A 15,554-nucleotide genomic window follows, 5' to 3' on the forward strand; every position below is an offset into this window, starting at 1 on the left:
AGTGCGTGCCATTGAAAATGTAGAAATAAAAATAACTCAAAGGAGGATTTTAAGTATTTAAAACCAATTCTTCAAATGAGGACACGCCCTACTTAATTTTTTTAATTTATTTTTTCCTGTTATATTTTCAGCAGTTGTATAATGATAATTCAAGCGTTCTTTAACCAACTTACTCATCAAAATTGGTTTATCCAGCAAAATTATTTTTTGTGGACAGATTGATATATTCAAAGGAAAGATAAATTTTTCCTCTTTTGTTTCTCCTAAAATATAATTATTAACCAATCTTTTATTTATGCCTAAATTTATCAGCTCTTGTTTTCTTCTAATAAATATCTCGGATTTTTTAAATTTTTTTTCTAAAGTTACACGCTGCTTTTCACTTAAAAATTTCGCCTCCTTATAAAGTCCAATCAACCAATCTCTTCCATCATTATCTTTACTGAAAAAAAAGATATTAAATTTTTTACCTTCAAAATTCTTCGGTGTTTGATACATATATCCATAGCAAAGACCCTCTATTAAATCATTAGTATTAAAATTCCATTCTTCATATCCAAAGCCATGTGTTCCTGCAAATCCTTTATCTACATCTATTGTTTTTCCTGCTGGATATTGATAACCATTCGAATTCCAGCATAACCTTTGCAATAAGTATTCCATTTTATTCTCAAAAAATAAGGGCTGATTACTCAGCCCTTATTTTAAACTACTTTTTGATCAATTAAGCCAATTGAGCAGCAGCAATTTTTTTAGTGTCTACGTTTTTCGCAGCATCTGTATACTCGCTCATCTTGTCGAAGTTCAAGTATTGATAGATGTCAGCAGACATGCTGTCAATTTGAGCTGCGTACTGTTGGTATTCTTCTGGAGAAGGTAATTTACCCAATACAGCAGCAACAGCAGCAAGTTCAGCAGAAGCCAAGTAAACGTTCGCACCTTGACCTAAACGGTTCGGGAAGTTACGGGTAGAAGTCGACACACAAGTGGTGTTCGGCGCTACACGTGCCTGGTTACCCATACACAGTGAACAACCTGGCATTTCTGTACGAGCGCCAGCTTTACCATAAGTGTTATAGAAACCTTCTTCCATCAACTGGTGTTCATCCATACGAGTTGGAGGAGCTAACCATAGACGAGTAGACAAAGAACCACCTGGTACTTTTTCTAGAAGCTTACCAGCTGCACGGAAGTGACCGATGTTTGTCATACAAGAACCGATGAACACTTCATCAATTTTGTCGCCTTGAACGTCAGAAAGAAGTTTTGCATCATCTGGATCGTTCGGGCAGCAAAGGATAGGTTCTTTGATGTCAGCAAGGTCGATTTCATACACTTTCGTGTATTCAGCATCAGCGTCAGCTTTAAGAAGTGATGGGTTCGCCAACCATTTTTCCATGTTCTCAACACGACGAGCCATAGTACGCGCATCGCCATAACCTTGAGAAATCATCCACTTCAGCATAGTGATGTTTGAGCGCAGGTATTCAGCAACTTTCTCTTCAGAAAGAGTGATAGAACAGCCCGCTGCTGAACGTTCAGCAGAAGCATCAGAAAGTTCGAATGCCTGCTCAACAGTCAGGTCAGTTTCCATTTCTGTTAGGTCGATCTCAAGGATACGGCCAGAGAAGATGTTCTTCTTACCTTTCTTCTCTACAGTCAGGTCACCTTCTTTAATTGCATAGTAAGGAATTGCATGTACCAGGTCACGTAGCGTGATACCAGGTTGCATTTTACCTTTGAATTTCACCAGTACAGATTCAGGCATATCTAGTGGCATAACACCAGTTGCAGCAGCAAATGCTACAAGACCAGAACCTGCCGGGAATGAAATACCGATTGGGAAACGAGTATGCGAGTCACCACCAGTACCTACTGTATCTGGAAGAAGCATACGGTTTAACCACGAGTGGATAATACCATCGCCTGGACGTAAAGATACACCACCACGATTCATGATGAAATCAGGAAGCGTGTGTTGCATTTGAACGTCAACTGGTTTCGGATATGCAGCTGTGTGACAGAAAGATTGCATTACCAGGTCAGCAGAGAAACCTAAGCAAGCCAAGTCTTTCAATTCATCACGAGTCATCGGACCTGTAGTATCTTGCGAACCAACAGTTGTCATACGTGGTTCACAGTAAGTACCTGGACGAACACCCTGACCTTCAGGAAGACCACAAGCGCGACCTACCATTTTTTGAGCTTGAGTGAAGCCTTTACCTGTATTCTCAGGCTGAACTGGAGTACGGAATAAAGTAGATGGAGCAAGACCTAACTCTTCACGTGCTTTAGTCGTTAAACCACGACCAATAATCAGGTTAATACGACCACCAGCACGTACTTCATCTAGAAGTACTGGAGTTTTCAGTTCAGCTTCAGCGATTTGTGCGCCATCTTTGAACGCTGTTACTTTTGCAGCAGCATGATCAATTTTCAGAGTGATTTCATCACCCATGTTCATGTTAGAAACATCGATCTCAACTGGTAATGCACCCGCATCTTCCATCGTGTTGAAGAAAATCGGAGCAATTTTACCACCTAAGCAGTAACCACCATCTTTTTTGTTCGGGATGTGAGCAATCTCGTCACCGAAGAACCAAAGAACCGAGTTCGTTGCAGATTTACGAGATGAACCTGTACCAACAACGTCACCCACATAAGCAACTTGGTTGCCTTTCGCGATAAGCTCTTTAATTTGGCTTAATGGACCAACTTCACCAGGTTTTTCAGGGTTGATGCCATCACGTTCGTTTTTCAGCATTGCATTTGCGTGCAATGGAATGTCTGGACGGCTCCAAGCATCTTGAGCTGGAGACAGGTCATCTGTGTTGGTTTCGCCAGTTACTTTAAAAACGGTTAGTTTAATTTCTTCAGGAACGTCTTTACGGCTAGTGAACCATTCAGCGTCAGCCCAAGATTGAAGAACTGCTTTCGCGTTTGCATTGCCCGCTTTTGCTTTGTCAGCAACGTCATGGAACGCATCAAATACTAGCAGCGTTTTTTTCAGCGCTTCAGCAGCAAGTTCACCTAGAGCAGCGTCATCTAAAAGTTCAACTAAAGGAGCAACGTTATAACCACCAAGCATAGTGCCCAGTAAGTAAACCGCACGTTCTTTAGAAACCAGTGGAGAAGTTGCTTCGCCTTTAGCCACAGCAGCTAAGAATGCAGCTTTAACATAAGCAGCTTGGTCAACACCCGCTGGAACACGGTTTTCAAGCAAATCAACTAAGAATGCTTCTTCGCCAGCTGGTGGATTTTTGAATAATTCAACTAATGCAGCAGTTTGAGTATCATCAAGTGGCTTCGGTGGGACTCCGAGTGCGGCACGTTCTGCAACGTGTTGGCGGTAAGCTTCTAGCACGGTGTTATTCCTCTTTTTTAAAAAATTATTTATGATTTCCTGCTTATACAAAGCTTCATAAATAATATGGACTCCAAAATTTTACTAAACTTCCAGTTAAAAGTTAATGCAAGTAAAGTGTTTCTTTGTGATGCTCGTTATTTTATAAATAAATGATACCCATAATGATCATTCAATAATCAAGAGCCATCTGCTTGCATAAATTAACGACGGTTATGAACCCTTTTAACTGAATTTGATGCATAAAAAAGGCAACACTGATGTTGCCTGATTTATATAAAAAAAGATACTCCACCTTAGTGGACTGTGGTTGAGTTTAAATATTGCTGGAATGAGTCTCGACAGCCTTCAAACTTAAGAAACCATTGATCTTCACAGGTAGTGCTATGGTTGCTGCTGGCAAAGGAAATGTCCACCTGATACAGCTGCTTATCCTGTTCTATAATTCTTTTAAAAACCACCCGGTCACCCACACTCAATACATAGTGACCACCACTAATTATTGCAAAACCATGTTCATCTTCTAACAGCAAATCACAGTGATGCAAATACTTAACGACTTTCATCTTATGTTGCTCCTGAAGTTCTGGAGTTAAATTTATTATTCAATATTCAGATAAGCTTTTCTATATTTTAGATTTAGCAATTGTCACAAATCATATATTTGCTTAGGCTATTCAATAACCATTAAAAACAGGGGCTGAATTAAAGTTTTACAATTTTATGAGAGCAAACTGACTTCATCAGGAATAAAAAAACCGTTTCTTAGAACGGTTTATAATCTGGCATTTCATCATGCGGTGTAGCAATACACTTTTGCGTAAACTCAGCCCGCACTTTTTCACGTGCCGCAGCTACATCCTGATTAATTTCTTCTTTTGGAAGTGCATAAATTTCATCAATAATGCTCAGGATAAATGTCCGAGTTGTATCATCATCAATCTTGTTGGCATGTTCAATTGCCTTGTCTTTTTCAATCGCGTTCTGACGGTCCAGCATAATGGTACGCGCGGCATTCCCCACACTACGGCAGTAACCTTGCCATTGCTCTTCCGGGGTTAAAGGTTTCTTCTCGGCACAACCCACCAGCGCCACCATAAACGATAAGACCAATAATTTTTTCATGAACTTCTCCTTCCACAAGGCAATATAAAAGATCAGGCAGGATTTGTCATTTAAAATGCAAATCCTGTGCCTTAAGTAGAAGAGTCTAATCCGGTCTTTAACAGGCGAAGCTTCGGAAGAAATTAACCGCAATTCGCCTGTAAAACTTTTTTGCTGGTTGCATCTACAGTTACGGTGATACGTGCGTCATTATAATCCATGGTAACGACATCCCCCAGATGAATGACCCTTACCAGCTGGGCTTGGGTTTTTTGCTTGATCTGTGCTTCGGTCAAATCTGCCTGTCCAACCAAGGCCACAGCCTGTTCAGGTACACATTTGGGCTGACTCATATTGTAATATTCCCATTCTTCAATGACCTGTTGATTTTTTAGATGACAGTAACCAACTTGCCCCTGCGCTTCGGTACGTAATTCCAGTTTTCCACCTTGGCTGACACAATATTGACTTGCCGGATTGACCATGCCTAATACGGGCTGGTGGTCATGATTCTGCGTAACGCTGGTACAGCCGGCGAGCAAAAGGGTGGCCAACATGCCAGATAAGATTATTTTTTGCATATTCAGCATTCTTCTGAAGTTATTGACGCTTAATTTAGCATATTCACTTCACAGCTCCAGCGATGTGCTGAGTCTGCTCCTTATATTTATGTACAAGCTGTAGTTTTATCTTTATTAAATAACTTTTCTGATTTTAAATAGGTCTTCTACTAAATGTTTTAATCTACTAGACCAGTATTAAAAAAACCGCTTGATTTAAAAGCGGTTTTTTTCAAGACAATTTACTTTTTAAATGGAAAAGCATATTTCACAATACGTTTGAGTACACTGCCATATTGTTTCACCAGACTGGCATTGTTGTAGTGCAAGCCATATTTTTTACATACCGCTTCCACTTTTGGCGCCATCTGACGATAACGGCGTGCAGGGATATCCGGATATAAGTGATGCTCAATCTGATGGCTTAAATGTCCGGTCAGGATATGAAAGGCTTCTGAACCTGTCAGATTAGAAGATCCACGTATCTGACGCATGTACCAGTGACCACGACTTTCATTTTGCATGACGGATTTCGGGAATACTTCTACATCTTTGGTAAAGTGACCACAGAAAATCACACTAAAAGTCCAGATATTACGAATGCCATTGGCCACCAGATTCCCCGTAAATACCGGCAGCGCCGCCGGACCAGCAATGACCGGAAAGAAAACATAATCCTTAAACAACTGCTTGCCAATTTTGCGCTGCATCGGTGCCCACTCTTCTTGCATTTTCTGCTTGGTTTTGCGGCCCTTCAAGTATTTACCCAGCTCAAGATTTTGAATTGCGACGCCCCACTGGAACAGCAAACAGAATGGCACGGCATAAATCGGTTGTAATAAAAAGCCCGGCTTCCAGCGCTGCTCAGGGAACAGGCGCAGCAGGCCATAACCGATATCATCATCCATCCCTTTGATATTGGTATAGGTATGGTGTTTAAAGTTATGCGTCTGACGCCAGTTATCAGAAGTACCGACAATATCCCACTCATAAGTTTGACCCTTCAGCTTAGGATCATTCATCCAGTCATACTGGCCATGCATAACATTATGACCCAATTCCATATTTTCCATGATTTTGGCAAAGCTTAATAGACCTGTCCCCAAAACCCAGGCTGGCGGAAACCAGCCTGCAAACAACAAGGCACGACCTGCAATTGAGGAATATCGAATTGCAGAATACACCTTGTGGATATACTTGGCATCTTTTTCGCCCAGATCATTCAGCACTTCCTGCTTGATTGCATCCAGCTCAGCTGCGAGCTCATCCAGCTCAAACTGGCTCAATTCACGGTTTTTAGGATTTTTAAAATATTCTACTTTGACTGGCATATTCATAAGATAAGACTCGCTTATAGGTCAATGACTAGATCGGTCTGTGCCGAGTTAACACAAATTTTCAAGGCATTACCGGGTTCGGTACTTTGTGCGCCATTGACCAGACTTTTGGTTGCACCTTCAACTTTATTACAGACACATTTATTGCAAATTCCCATACGGCAGCCATGTGCAGGTTTAATATTTTGATGTTCCAGACTCACCAGAATTGACTGGCCTTTAGGAATACTGACGGTCTTTTTTGACCGGGTCAGTGTGATATTCACAAAACCAGTATCAGACATATCGCATAAGCTCATACTAAAGGCTTCACTTTTGAACAGTTTGACCGAACCAAACAGCGGTTCTGCAGTCGATACAAAGCCGGAAGGCCCACAGGCATATACCACGCTTTGCTCAAGGTTTTGTAACTGTGTCAGATAGCTTGCATCTAAACGCGGCGCAGCCTGCTGTTCCTGAGTGGCAAATACCTGATAACTGAAGTTAGGATATTTACGTGCCAATGCTTCAAAGCGTGTAATAAAAGCAGCCTCCTGATTGTGCTTGACCCAATACCATAGAGTCACAGGCACGGAAAACTCAGTTTTCTGATCCAAGGCTTCCAGTATGCTGAGCATCGGTGTAATACCACTTCCTGCGGCCAGCAGAATCATCGGATGCGCTTGTTCAGGCAAGGTCATATCACCAAAAGGCTGACCAAACTCAATAATGTCGCCGACTTTGGCCTGTTCAGCCAACCAGTTACTCACCTTGCCGGCATTGACTTGCTTTACGGTAAGTAAAACATGCTGCTGATCCAGACGTGTCAGGCTATAGCTGCGTTCATAGCGAATTCCCTTGATCACTACAAATACAGGGTGATGCTGGCCGGCTTCACCAAATTTGAATAAACGATTGACCCGAATTTTGAAACTCAGCATATCCCGTGCAGCAGTTTCTATATGCACAATTTCGCCTAAAGCCTGATTGAATGACCATAAAGGATTCAGTTTTTGCGCCCAGAAGTTGATCGCATGCTGGTCGATTACACTCTCGCCGAGCGTAGTTAAAGGCATTTTAAGTTTTTCGAGTACCTGCATCGTAAAGACACCACCGTGGATTTTCAATTATTATACATCTGTATATATATTTGTATATACAGATGTATTGTTTCTAATTATTTCACAAGCCGATTCCCCTTGGTTATAATGTAATAATGCTTTAATTAACCCCTTCTCCTGAAAGAGCTTTCAATGAAAATGAGCAGTGACGCCTCCTTACAATCAAACAACATTGATGAGCCGATTGTGGTACGTAGTGTGGGCCGTAAAGCGACTATTACCAAAGAAGAACTTTTTCAGGCAGCCTTAAACCTGATTGGGCCAGAAAAGAGTATCTCGTCCTTAAGTTTGCGTGAAGTTGCACGTGAAGCTGGCATTGCACCAAACAGTTTTTATCGCCATTTTAAGGATATTGATGAACTGGCAATCGAGCTGATTGATCGTGCCGGGATTGTATTGCGTCAGATTTTGCATGAAGCACGCCTGCAGGCATCACGCCAGAGCAGCATCATTCGCAGCTCAGTAGAAGTATTTATTGCCCAGCTCGATGCAGATGAAGGCAATCTGAGCCTGTTATTACGTGAAGGCTATACCGGTTCCAAGTCTTATAAGCAGGCCGTAGAGCGTCAGCTGAATTATTTCCAGCAGGAGTTGCAGGAAGATTTGATCCGCTTCGAGCGTCTGAATAATAAAAAATTATTTCATCCGGATATTGTGTCTAAGGCGATTACCCAATTGGTATTTAATATGGGGGCCAATGTAATTGATATGCCAGCTGCAGAACGTCAGGAAATCGCAGAACAAACGATGATTATGATTCGAATGATCCTGGAAGGTGCCCGTCATCTGGAACAATCCCAACTGAATTAACTGAAAGTTAAATCAATACAACAAGAGACTCAGATCAAGCCTCTTGCTTTATGGCTTAAAGCAACTGAAGCTGGGCATTGACATGATTTGCTGTTGCTTCAGGATGTTCAAGCGGAAACATATGACCGCCCTGCACCACCGAATATTCTATCTGGTAAAACCTCTGTATTCCTTGTGGTAGTCGTTGCTGATAAAACTGGCTATGTTCAGCAGTAACCAGATGCACTGGGACTTGCGGTGGTTTACGCGGCGTTCTCCACCACCAGGCCGGCACTGTCCGGAAAATTTCAGCTTCAATCTGTTTCGGGATACGCAATGTGACTCCACCCTGTGGATTGGCCACTATTCCACTTGCAATATAATCATCAAAACACTGCTCATCAAAATGTTTAAACAGGCGATTCGTCCTGAGCGCTTCAGCTGCTGCCTGGCGCGATGGCCAGTAATCTTTACGCTTTAAGGTAATACCTGCCGGGGTAAAACGGTCAATACTTTTCAGATTCAGTTTTTTTACCAGCTCAAAAAGCGCACTTTTTTTTCCAATAACAAACGGCGGGTCCATAATCACCAGTCTGGAAAAAAGTTCTGGCCGGCGATATGCCGCCATGAGCGTAATTAAGCCGCCAAAAGAGTGCCCCAAACCCACCACTTTCTGGCCTGGTGCCTGCTGCTGAATATCATCGATGACTTCATCCACCAGATAACGCCAGTCTTTGGTGATCGGGTAGTGTGGATTCATTCCAATCAACGGAATGGATTTGACCGTATATTCATCCTGAAAATGATCTAAAAACTTTCGATAACTCGCAGAGGGAATACCATTCGCATGCGTAAAATATAATACGGGTTTCATTTTTATCTTTGCTTATCTTCTGAGATATTGCCTCAGCTTAATCATTCAAACTTGAATGCTATAGGGCAGAAATCATCAATCTATGACTTTAAAGTCACAGGCCTTTGATAACAGGCACTTTATAACTGGACTCAGCATTATTTTTGTGCAACCACCAGACTTTGCATCGGTAGAAAAATTGCTCCACAGGTGGTTTTATCTCCAGCCAGGACCACTGCCCGGCCATGAACCTGAAACGACGGATCAGCAGCAATCGCCATGACGACAAGCTGGCATTTTGGACAATAATGTTTCATTGCATGTAAATGAACTGCAACGCCATTGACCAGAAAAGAAGCTTCTTCTTCAACGACCACCCCACCATGTGAAGTTTTGGCTCCGATGGTAATTAAGGCTTTAGACATATTGTTTTTCTTTATAATTTTAAGGAAGTCAAAATTTTAACCAAAAATAGACCCATACACAAAATGGCCCGATTAAAGGTCTGGCTTGCTAAAAGTTTAAAAATAAAAGCAGCCCGAAGACTGCTTTTAAGAAATATCTTTTTGCTCAATGAGCGTTTATGGTTTTACTACCACCATTACCTGAATACCTTCAGGCGTCACCGATAATCCATCCAGCAGGCTTAAGCCTTCTTTTTGCAACTTCTGTAAACGGGCAATTTCATCTTCACGGATACTTGGGTTGAACTGCTTCAGATAAGTCAAACGGTCAATTTCATATTGCCATTTATTACCATACACTTCTTTGGCCTGCTGCTTGAAGTTTGGTAAATTCGCACGTGCCAGTTCAAGAGCTTGCTGGTAACGTGCCTCAATAATATCACGACGGGCTTTGACCACCTGACGGCAGCTATTACCATCTAGATGATGTAAATACGGTTTCAGGATTTCTGGGGCAATCTTCTGTGACAGATCCTGACCTTTTTCACTCAGCAAGACGCGAATCAATTGCTGTGGCAAGCTAGATGGCAGGTTCAGCGCTTTAGGTGCAATAACATCAACTTTAAACCAGACTTCCAGCAATACAGAACCTTGCGGTAAAGCGGCTGACTTTAACACAGCAACGTTGGTACTGCCAAAGCCTTGAGTATTGATCATTTCCATCACACTTTCGGTAAATGGATGCTCAAGGGTCAGGTACTGTGCATCTTCCCTGATTTGCGCCTGATCACGGTAGAACGTCGCCGTCATACCATCTTCGTCCAGCGTCAAACCTTGTACCTGCATCTGATCTGTGGGCTTGATAATTACGGTTCCATTGCTTTGCTCATCAAAATCAATATTGGTCGATGCCATAAAGCGTTTCATAAACACAGGCAGATTTGTGTTGTCATCATAGTCTTCGAGTGCCTTGACAATTTCCTGCGCCACAACAGGACGACAAGAATTATACTCAAGCAGTCGGTCACGGCCAGCCTGCAACTCGGCTTCCAGTGCTTCACGTTGTACGCTGACTTCTTCCAGCAGATCTTCAAATTCCTGGCCTTTGTCCGCCAGCAGGCAATCTTTTAATGCCACAATGAAGTTTTCTTGCAAAGTTTGCGCTGTAGGAGAAATATTACTAAAAATATTCAGGGCTTCGTTATACCAGCGGAACATCCGCTCTTGCGCTGTACCCACTAAATAAGGCACATGAATCTGAATACGGTTTTCCTGGCCGATCCGGTCCAGACGGCCAATACGCTGTTCCAGCACATCAGGATTCGCCGGCAAGTCAAACAGAATCAGATCAGAAGCAAACTGGAAGTTACGCCCTTCAGAACCAATTTCTGAACAGAGCAGAATCTGTGCACCATAAGAGTCTTCAGCAAAATAAGCCGCTGCCTGGTCACGTTCCAGCAGGCTCATCCCCTCATGGAACATCGCGGTACGGATACCGGCATGTAAGCGAAGTACATTTTCTAGCGCTTCTACCACCGGACCGCTGCGTGCAATCAGCAATACCTTCTTGTGTTTCAGATCGGTACGCAATTTTTCCATCAGCCACATGACACGTGGATCAGTCTCCATCCATGAGCCATCGAGCTGGGCTTCTTCCGGCCACATCTGTTCACGTAGCTTGCCATCTTTAGACCAGTTTTCTGGTGCTGGCAGTGGTACAGGCTGACAGTCACGGCCCGGGAAGCCCTGAATGGCTTCACGCGTGTTACGAAACAGAATACGACCTGTACCATGACGGTCCAGCAGTTCATGAATCGCACGGAAGCGTTGTTCTGCTGTATCTTCAATCGCATGACCTAACAAGTCTTCAATTGCAGTCAGATGTTCGGCTTCAAGTGGCATATCTGACATCAAGGCTTCAGCAATTTTAGCAGTATGCTGATATTGTTCTTCTTCATCCAGGAAACGGTCCAGTGAGCTGAAACGCTGCGGATCAAGTAAGCGCAAACGCGCAAAGTGACTTTCTACGCCCAGCTGTTCTGGTGTTGCGGTAAGCAGTAAAACGCCTGCTGTGTGCTCTGCCAGCTCTTCAACCAGATCATAACGGTCATTACCGCCTTCTTCTTCGCTCCACATTAAATGGTGCGCTTCATCAACCACCAGCAAATCGAAACCCGCTTCTAAAGCCTGTTCACGTAAATCTTCATGGTCAATCATCAAATCGACAGATGCAATGATGCGCTGCTCGGTCAGGAACGGGTTAAGATCCGGATCATGTTCCTTGATCGAAGCGGTACGGGTCAGATCAAACAGGGAGAATTCCAGATTGAAACGGCGGCGCATTTCAATCATCCACTGATATTGTAATGAATCTGGAACCAGAATCAGGATACGTTCAGAACGTCCTGTTTTAAGTTGCTGGTGCATGATCAGGCCGGCTTCAATGGTTTTACCCAAGCCAACTTCATCGGCCAGTAATACACGCGGCGCAAAACGCTGACCAACTTCATGGGCAATATACAGCTGATGGGGAATCAGCCCAACACGTGAACCAATCAGGCCACGTAAGGGACTGCTTTGCATATTGGCTTGCATCAGCAATGCTTCAATACGCAGGTCATACCATTCTTTATAATCAATCTGGCTGGCCAGCAAACGATCCAGAGGCTTGGACAGCTGAATACTTGCACCCACACGGGTTTCATTGAGGGCTTTACGCTCTTCGCTGCCATCTTCAAGCGTGCGTACTACGTGGTAACGAACCACGCCATGACGGTCTTCGACCGATTCCACGGTCCAGTAAATACCTTCCTGATCTTGCAGCTCGTCATTGGCATTAAAAATGATGCGGGACAAAGGTGCATTGCTACGTGCATAGACACGCGTTTCATCGCTTTTTGGGAATAAAATGCTGACCGATCGTTCATCAACATCAATGAGAACTCCTAAGCCGAGTTCTGTTTCAGTATCTGATAACCAACGTTGACCAATAGCAAATTGCTGCAATTTTTCCACCTTTATCTTAAGTACAAGATTATGAATATCAGGCTCCATCACGAAATGTCATTGGAGCAAAACTTCACACCTTCAAGCAATGTATTTTGACATAAAGCCCACTAAAAAGTGAGTATAATTCACGCCGATTAAAAAACTCACCCCTAGAATGGCGCCGGACAATAAAATTCAACCGGTTGTTGTGTGTGAGGATGAGAGAAACTTAAACGTTCGGCATGCAAACATAAGCGTACGCTCAGCTGTTGCTGCTCAGGTGTAGCATACAAGGTATCTCCAATAATAGGATGTCCAAGATACTGCATATGCACACGCAGCTGATGTGAACGCCCCGTAATCGGGGTCAATTTTACACGGGTGACAGCTTGTCCCTGAATTTCAAAATGTTCAATGGCCTGCCAATGGGTGAGTGCAGGCTTATTATGATTTGGTTCTGCAATATGTAATGGCGGATGGTCCGGATCATAAATCACGGGAACATCCACCATTCCTTCGCCGTCCAGAGTTCCCGCCACAATTGCCTGATAGGTTTTATCCGTCTGGCGTTCCTGAAATTGGCGAGAAATAGATTTTTGCCCTTCCCGGCTCAAGGCAAATACCAAAATGCCGGAGGTGTCCCGATCCAGACGATGGATGAGCAAGGTTTTGGGCTCTATTTTCATGAGACGGCTAATGAGACAGTCTTGTAAATCTTCTGTTTTCCCTGGAACTGTAAGCAAACCAGCCGGTTTATGGATGACCATAAAATCCTTATCACGATGTATCAGATGTTCGGTTAGAAAATTACTCAAAGTTCAATCCCAGGCTGATCGCGAAAAATAAGGCGGCCATAATAGAAAGCTTGGCGAATAATTACAATGCGCTTTTATATAAATGCCGAAGAAATTTCCGATTATGTGGGGTAAATTACTCAATCACTCTCTAGCGGCGTACAGATTGCAGCACAAAACTTGCCAATTCATGCAAGGAAGCATGTTCAAGCATATCTTCATAACGCAGCTCTGCACCATGTGCGCGCCATACTCCAACCAGGCTGACCATTGCTACAGAGTCCAGTCCATACTGTTTTAAATCAATATAAGGATCAATTTCCAGAGCATCCATATCCAGCTGTTCAGCCACAGCTAACATAATGCCTTTGATCGACAGTACATAGTTTGACGGCGCACTTAAACTCCATAAACGTGTCAGGCTATAACTGCTCATGTGATGTAAACCCTGCTGCGAGATATTCTCAATCCACTGGATATGCTGCTCCTGATTGACCAGAAAAACTGCATCATCCACCACACAGATGTGCTCTGTCACGCTTTGCAGATGCGGTAAAATCTGTTTCAGCATCGGCGTCACCTGTCCTGCAAAAATCAGTTGGGGATGGGTTGAGGCATATTCACCGAGTTGTTGCATGCCCTGCATCAGGTCATCACCATATAAATCAACAATCGGAATATCCAGTGCTTTGGCTTTATTGCTAATCTGAATAAGATTTTTCATCAGTTCCGTATCTTGGATTCCAGTCTGCATGCGCAGGTTATGTAATCCCACCAAGACCAAAACCGATTCATTGGCAGCAAGTTGCCATTTAGCTGGCGATGGAGTGAATTGGATTTTTTTAGGCATGGGATATAGCATGGGAAACTCTAAAGCGACATTTGCCGGATATTTTAGCGCAGATGTGTTTTTAAATTGAGTTTAAATCGAAATAAGCCAATAAGAGCTGCAAGTTAAGTAGGTGTCAAAAAATCTGATAAACAAGCTATTATGATTCAATAAGTGATTAAAAATCATAAGGTAGTTTATATAGACAGGATTGTCGGCATTTATTTACTTGGTTGTAAATATTGTGGGCAAGTGGAACATGGGATGGGTCTGAGTCTATCAAAGGATGGAAAATTATTTTTTCTTAAATGTAGAAGATAGTTGACATGAAGAATAGCTTAAAGCAATGGCTTTTATGTTAAATGAAGGATTTATTTCTCAACTCCCAAACCATGATTTGCCAAATTTAGATATTCATATGGAGCATCTTCTGCTGGATAACGTAAATTGTTCACACCATAAATTTGCGCAATACTCCAGATGATACTTTCACCAGCAGGCAATAAATTTGGCTGAATTTTATAAATAGTGTCTTGATAGGCGGTATCACTATCAATAAATTTCCAGCCTTCCCTCTTGAAGGAAGTAATTATGTCTTCTAGCCAAGCGGCATTAATAGCTCTTATATGAAGTAAAAGTACATGGTTTGGAGATCGTCCTAATGTTTGTACGGCTAAATCATCATAATATTTCGCTCGGTCAAGTAAATGGACAATGTAAGCTTGTTTTAATTTAGCCAGGCTTGTTTGATCTTTTTCTTGATGATATTTCAGAAACAATTGATTGTAATACCAATCACTCGCATCGATGCTAACAGCGCCAGATTTATAGCTATGGCTACTCAGCCATTTACGCACATTATCCCTTTTTTCTAGAGTATTTCCCTCTTTAAGAAATGGAAAGCGGTAACGTGGTATAAATCCCGCTAATGAGGAAAACATTTCATGACCTTGTTGCATATCTTGTAAATAAGTAGATAAATTCACTTCATCTTTATTAAGATTTAGATGTAAATTTCCATGATTACCAATACGATGGCCTTGTTTGCCCCAATTAGAAATTATATTTAATCCGTTTGTTCCTCCAATTTTACTTATACTTGGATAAACGATTGCCTGAATTTTATTTTGTTTTAATGTACTTAAAATATCTTCATTGATTTGTTGAGCATCTGCATTAATTGATGGGTCTAAACCATCATCGAAACTCAAAGCTATGCTTTTTGCGATAGCTACATTAGATAAACCCAAGCAAAGACTTATGATAATTTTTTTAAGCATCGAGTGACTCTATTATTTGAAATTACTGATAGTAAAATACAAGCTTAATATTTTATTTTATAGTAGATTTCTTTCATAAGTCATTTTTTACTCAGCTCCAAGTTATAGATTCCCGCAATTAAATTGAATCTTAATCCCAGTCTTTTGCCTCG

Annotated in this window: 14 protein-coding genes; 1 reads left to right on the forward strand and 13 read right to left on the reverse strand. The window is 42.2% G+C overall.

Annotation, left to right across the window (positions count from 1 at the left end):
• Positions 1 to 57 precede the first annotated feature (57 nt).
• The 7 genes from NI467_RS13195 to NI467_RS13225 form a co-directional block, all read right to left on the reverse strand.
• The gene (locus NI467_RS13195) at positions 58 to 663 is read right to left on the reverse strand and encodes a hypothetical protein (RefSeq protein ID WP_253153361.1); all 606 of its coding nucleotides are present in this window, start codon (positions 661 to 663) and stop codon (positions 58 to 60) included.
• A 61-nt stretch (positions 664 to 724) separates the two neighbouring features.
• Positions 725 to 3,364 carry a bifunctional aconitate hydratase 2/2-methylisocitrate dehydratase gene (locus NI467_RS13200; RefSeq protein WP_151203238.1) on the reverse strand — a complete coding sequence of 880 codons (2,640 nt, stop codon included), beginning with the start codon at positions 3,362 to 3,364 and terminating at the stop codon, positions 725 to 727.
• Between the two features lie 296 nt (positions 3,365 to 3,660).
• On the reverse strand, positions 3,661 to 3,930 hold the full coding sequence (locus tag NI467_RS13205) for a hypothetical protein (protein ID WP_151203239.1): 270 nt from the start codon (positions 3,928 to 3,930) through the stop codon (positions 3,661 to 3,663).
• A gap of 199 nt (positions 3,931 to 4,129) precedes the next feature.
• Positions 4,130 to 4,489 carry a hypothetical protein gene (locus NI467_RS13210; RefSeq protein ID WP_151206845.1) on the reverse strand — a complete coding sequence of 120 codons (360 nt, stop codon included), beginning with the start codon at positions 4,487 to 4,489 and terminating at the stop codon, positions 4,130 to 4,132.
• 122 nt (positions 4,490 to 4,611) lie between these two features.
• Positions 4,612 to 5,049, reverse strand: a complete 438-nt coding sequence (locus NI467_RS13215) for an I78 family peptidase inhibitor (protein ID WP_253153362.1) — start codon at positions 5,047 to 5,049, stop codon at positions 4,612 to 4,614.
• A 221-nt stretch (positions 5,050 to 5,270) separates the two neighbouring features.
• Positions 5,271 to 6,365, reverse strand: a complete 1,095-nt coding sequence (locus NI467_RS13220; protein ID WP_151203242.1) for an acyl-CoA desaturase — start codon at positions 6,363 to 6,365, stop codon at positions 5,271 to 5,273.
• A gap of 14 nt (positions 6,366 to 6,379) precedes the next feature.
• The gene (locus NI467_RS13225; protein WP_253153363.1) at positions 6,380 to 7,444 is read right to left on the reverse strand and encodes a flavin reductase family protein; all 1,065 of its coding nucleotides are present in this window, start codon (positions 7,442 to 7,444) and stop codon (positions 6,380 to 6,382) included.
• A 153-nt stretch (positions 7,445 to 7,597) separates the two neighbouring features.
• Here NI467_RS13225 and fabR point away from each other — a divergent pair, with 153 nt between their 5' ends.
• Positions 7,598 to 8,275 (forward strand): HTH-type transcriptional repressor FabR, encoded by a 678-nt coding sequence (gene fabR, locus NI467_RS13230; protein ID WP_151206842.1) that lies wholly within the window; start codon positions 7,598 to 7,600, stop codon positions 8,273 to 8,275.
• 55 nt (positions 8,276 to 8,330) lie between these two features.
• On the opposite strand, the gene NI467_RS13235 is transcribed toward fabR, so the two are convergent.
• The 6 genes from NI467_RS13235 to NI467_RS13260 all read right to left on the reverse strand — a co-directional run bounded on the left by NI467_RS13235 (position 8,331) and on the right by NI467_RS13260 (position 15,402).
• The gene (locus tag NI467_RS13235) at positions 8,331 to 9,128 is read right to left on the reverse strand and encodes an alpha/beta fold hydrolase (protein ID WP_253153364.1); all 798 of its coding nucleotides are present in this window, start codon (positions 9,126 to 9,128) and stop codon (positions 8,331 to 8,333) included.
• Positions 9,129 to 9,265: 137 nt separating this feature from the next.
• A complete protein-coding gene (locus NI467_RS13240) occupies positions 9,266 to 9,532 on the reverse strand; it encodes a PAAR domain-containing protein (protein WP_151206840.1) in 267 nt (88 codons plus the stop codon).
• Positions 9,533 to 9,688: 156 nt separating this feature from the next.
• Positions 9,689 to 12,526, reverse strand: a complete 2,838-nt coding sequence (rapA, locus tag NI467_RS13245; protein WP_151206839.1) for an RNA polymerase-associated protein RapA — start codon at positions 12,524 to 12,526, stop codon at positions 9,689 to 9,691.
• A 143-nt stretch (positions 12,527 to 12,669) separates the two neighbouring features.
• Positions 12,670 to 13,314, reverse strand: a complete 645-nt coding sequence (locus tag NI467_RS13250; protein WP_253153365.1) for an RluA family pseudouridine synthase — start codon at positions 13,312 to 13,314, stop codon at positions 12,670 to 12,672.
• Positions 13,315 to 13,444: 130 nt separating this feature from the next.
• On the reverse strand, positions 13,445 to 14,155 hold the full coding sequence (locus tag NI467_RS13255) for a phosphopantetheine-binding protein (RefSeq protein WP_253153366.1): 711 nt from the start codon (positions 14,153 to 14,155) through the stop codon (positions 13,445 to 13,447).
• A 338-nt stretch (positions 14,156 to 14,493) separates the two neighbouring features.
• Positions 14,494 to 15,402, reverse strand: a complete 909-nt coding sequence (locus tag NI467_RS13260) for a polysaccharide deacetylase family protein (RefSeq protein WP_253153367.1) — start codon at positions 15,400 to 15,402, stop codon at positions 14,494 to 14,496.
• Positions 15,403 to 15,554 lie beyond the last annotated feature (152 nt).

Origin of the sequence: Acinetobacter sp. S4397-1, assembly GCF_024129285.1 — a bacterium.
Lineage (GTDB): Bacteria > Pseudomonadota > Gammaproteobacteria > Pseudomonadales > Moraxellaceae > Acinetobacter > Acinetobacter lwoffii_C.

Coding starts and splice junctions, on each gene's coding strand:
- NI467_RS13195 (WP_253153361.1), bottom strand. CDS start 663: ATGGAATACTTATTGCAAAGGTTATGCTGGAATTCGAATGGTTATCAA.
- NI467_RS13205 (WP_151203239.1), bottom strand. CDS start 3,930: ATGAAAGTCGTTAAGTATTTGCATCACTGTGATTTGCTGTTAGAAGAT.
- NI467_RS13210 (WP_151206845.1), bottom strand. CDS start 4,489: ATGAAAAAATTATTGGTCTTATCGTTTATGGTGGCGCTGGTGGGTTGT.
- NI467_RS13215 (WP_253153362.1), bottom strand. CDS start 5,049: ATGCAAAAAATAATCTTATCTGGCATGTTGGCCACCCTTTTGCTCGCC.
- NI467_RS13220 (WP_151203242.1), bottom strand. CDS start 6,365: ATGAATATGCCAGTCAAAGTAGAATATTTTAAAAATCCTAAAAACCGT.
- NI467_RS13225 (WP_253153363.1), bottom strand. CDS start 7,444: ATGCAGGTACTCGAAAAACTTAAAATGCCTTTAACTACGCTCGGCGAG.
- fabR (WP_151206842.1), top strand. CDS start 7,598: ATGAAAATGAGCAGTGACGCCTCCTTACAATCAAACAACATTGATGAG.
- NI467_RS13235 (WP_253153364.1), bottom strand. CDS start 9,128: ATGAAACCCGTATTATATTTTACGCATGCGAATGGTATTCCCTCTGCG.
- NI467_RS13240 (WP_151206840.1), bottom strand. CDS start 9,532: ATGTCTAAAGCCTTAATTACCATCGGAGCCAAAACTTCACATGGTGGG.
- NI467_RS13255 (WP_253153366.1), bottom strand. CDS start 14,155: ATGCTATATCCCATGCCTAAAAAAATCCAATTCACTCCATCGCCAGCT.
- NI467_RS13260 (WP_253153367.1), bottom strand. CDS start 15,402: ATGCTTAAAAAAATTATCATAAGTCTTTGCTTGGGTTTATCTAATGTA.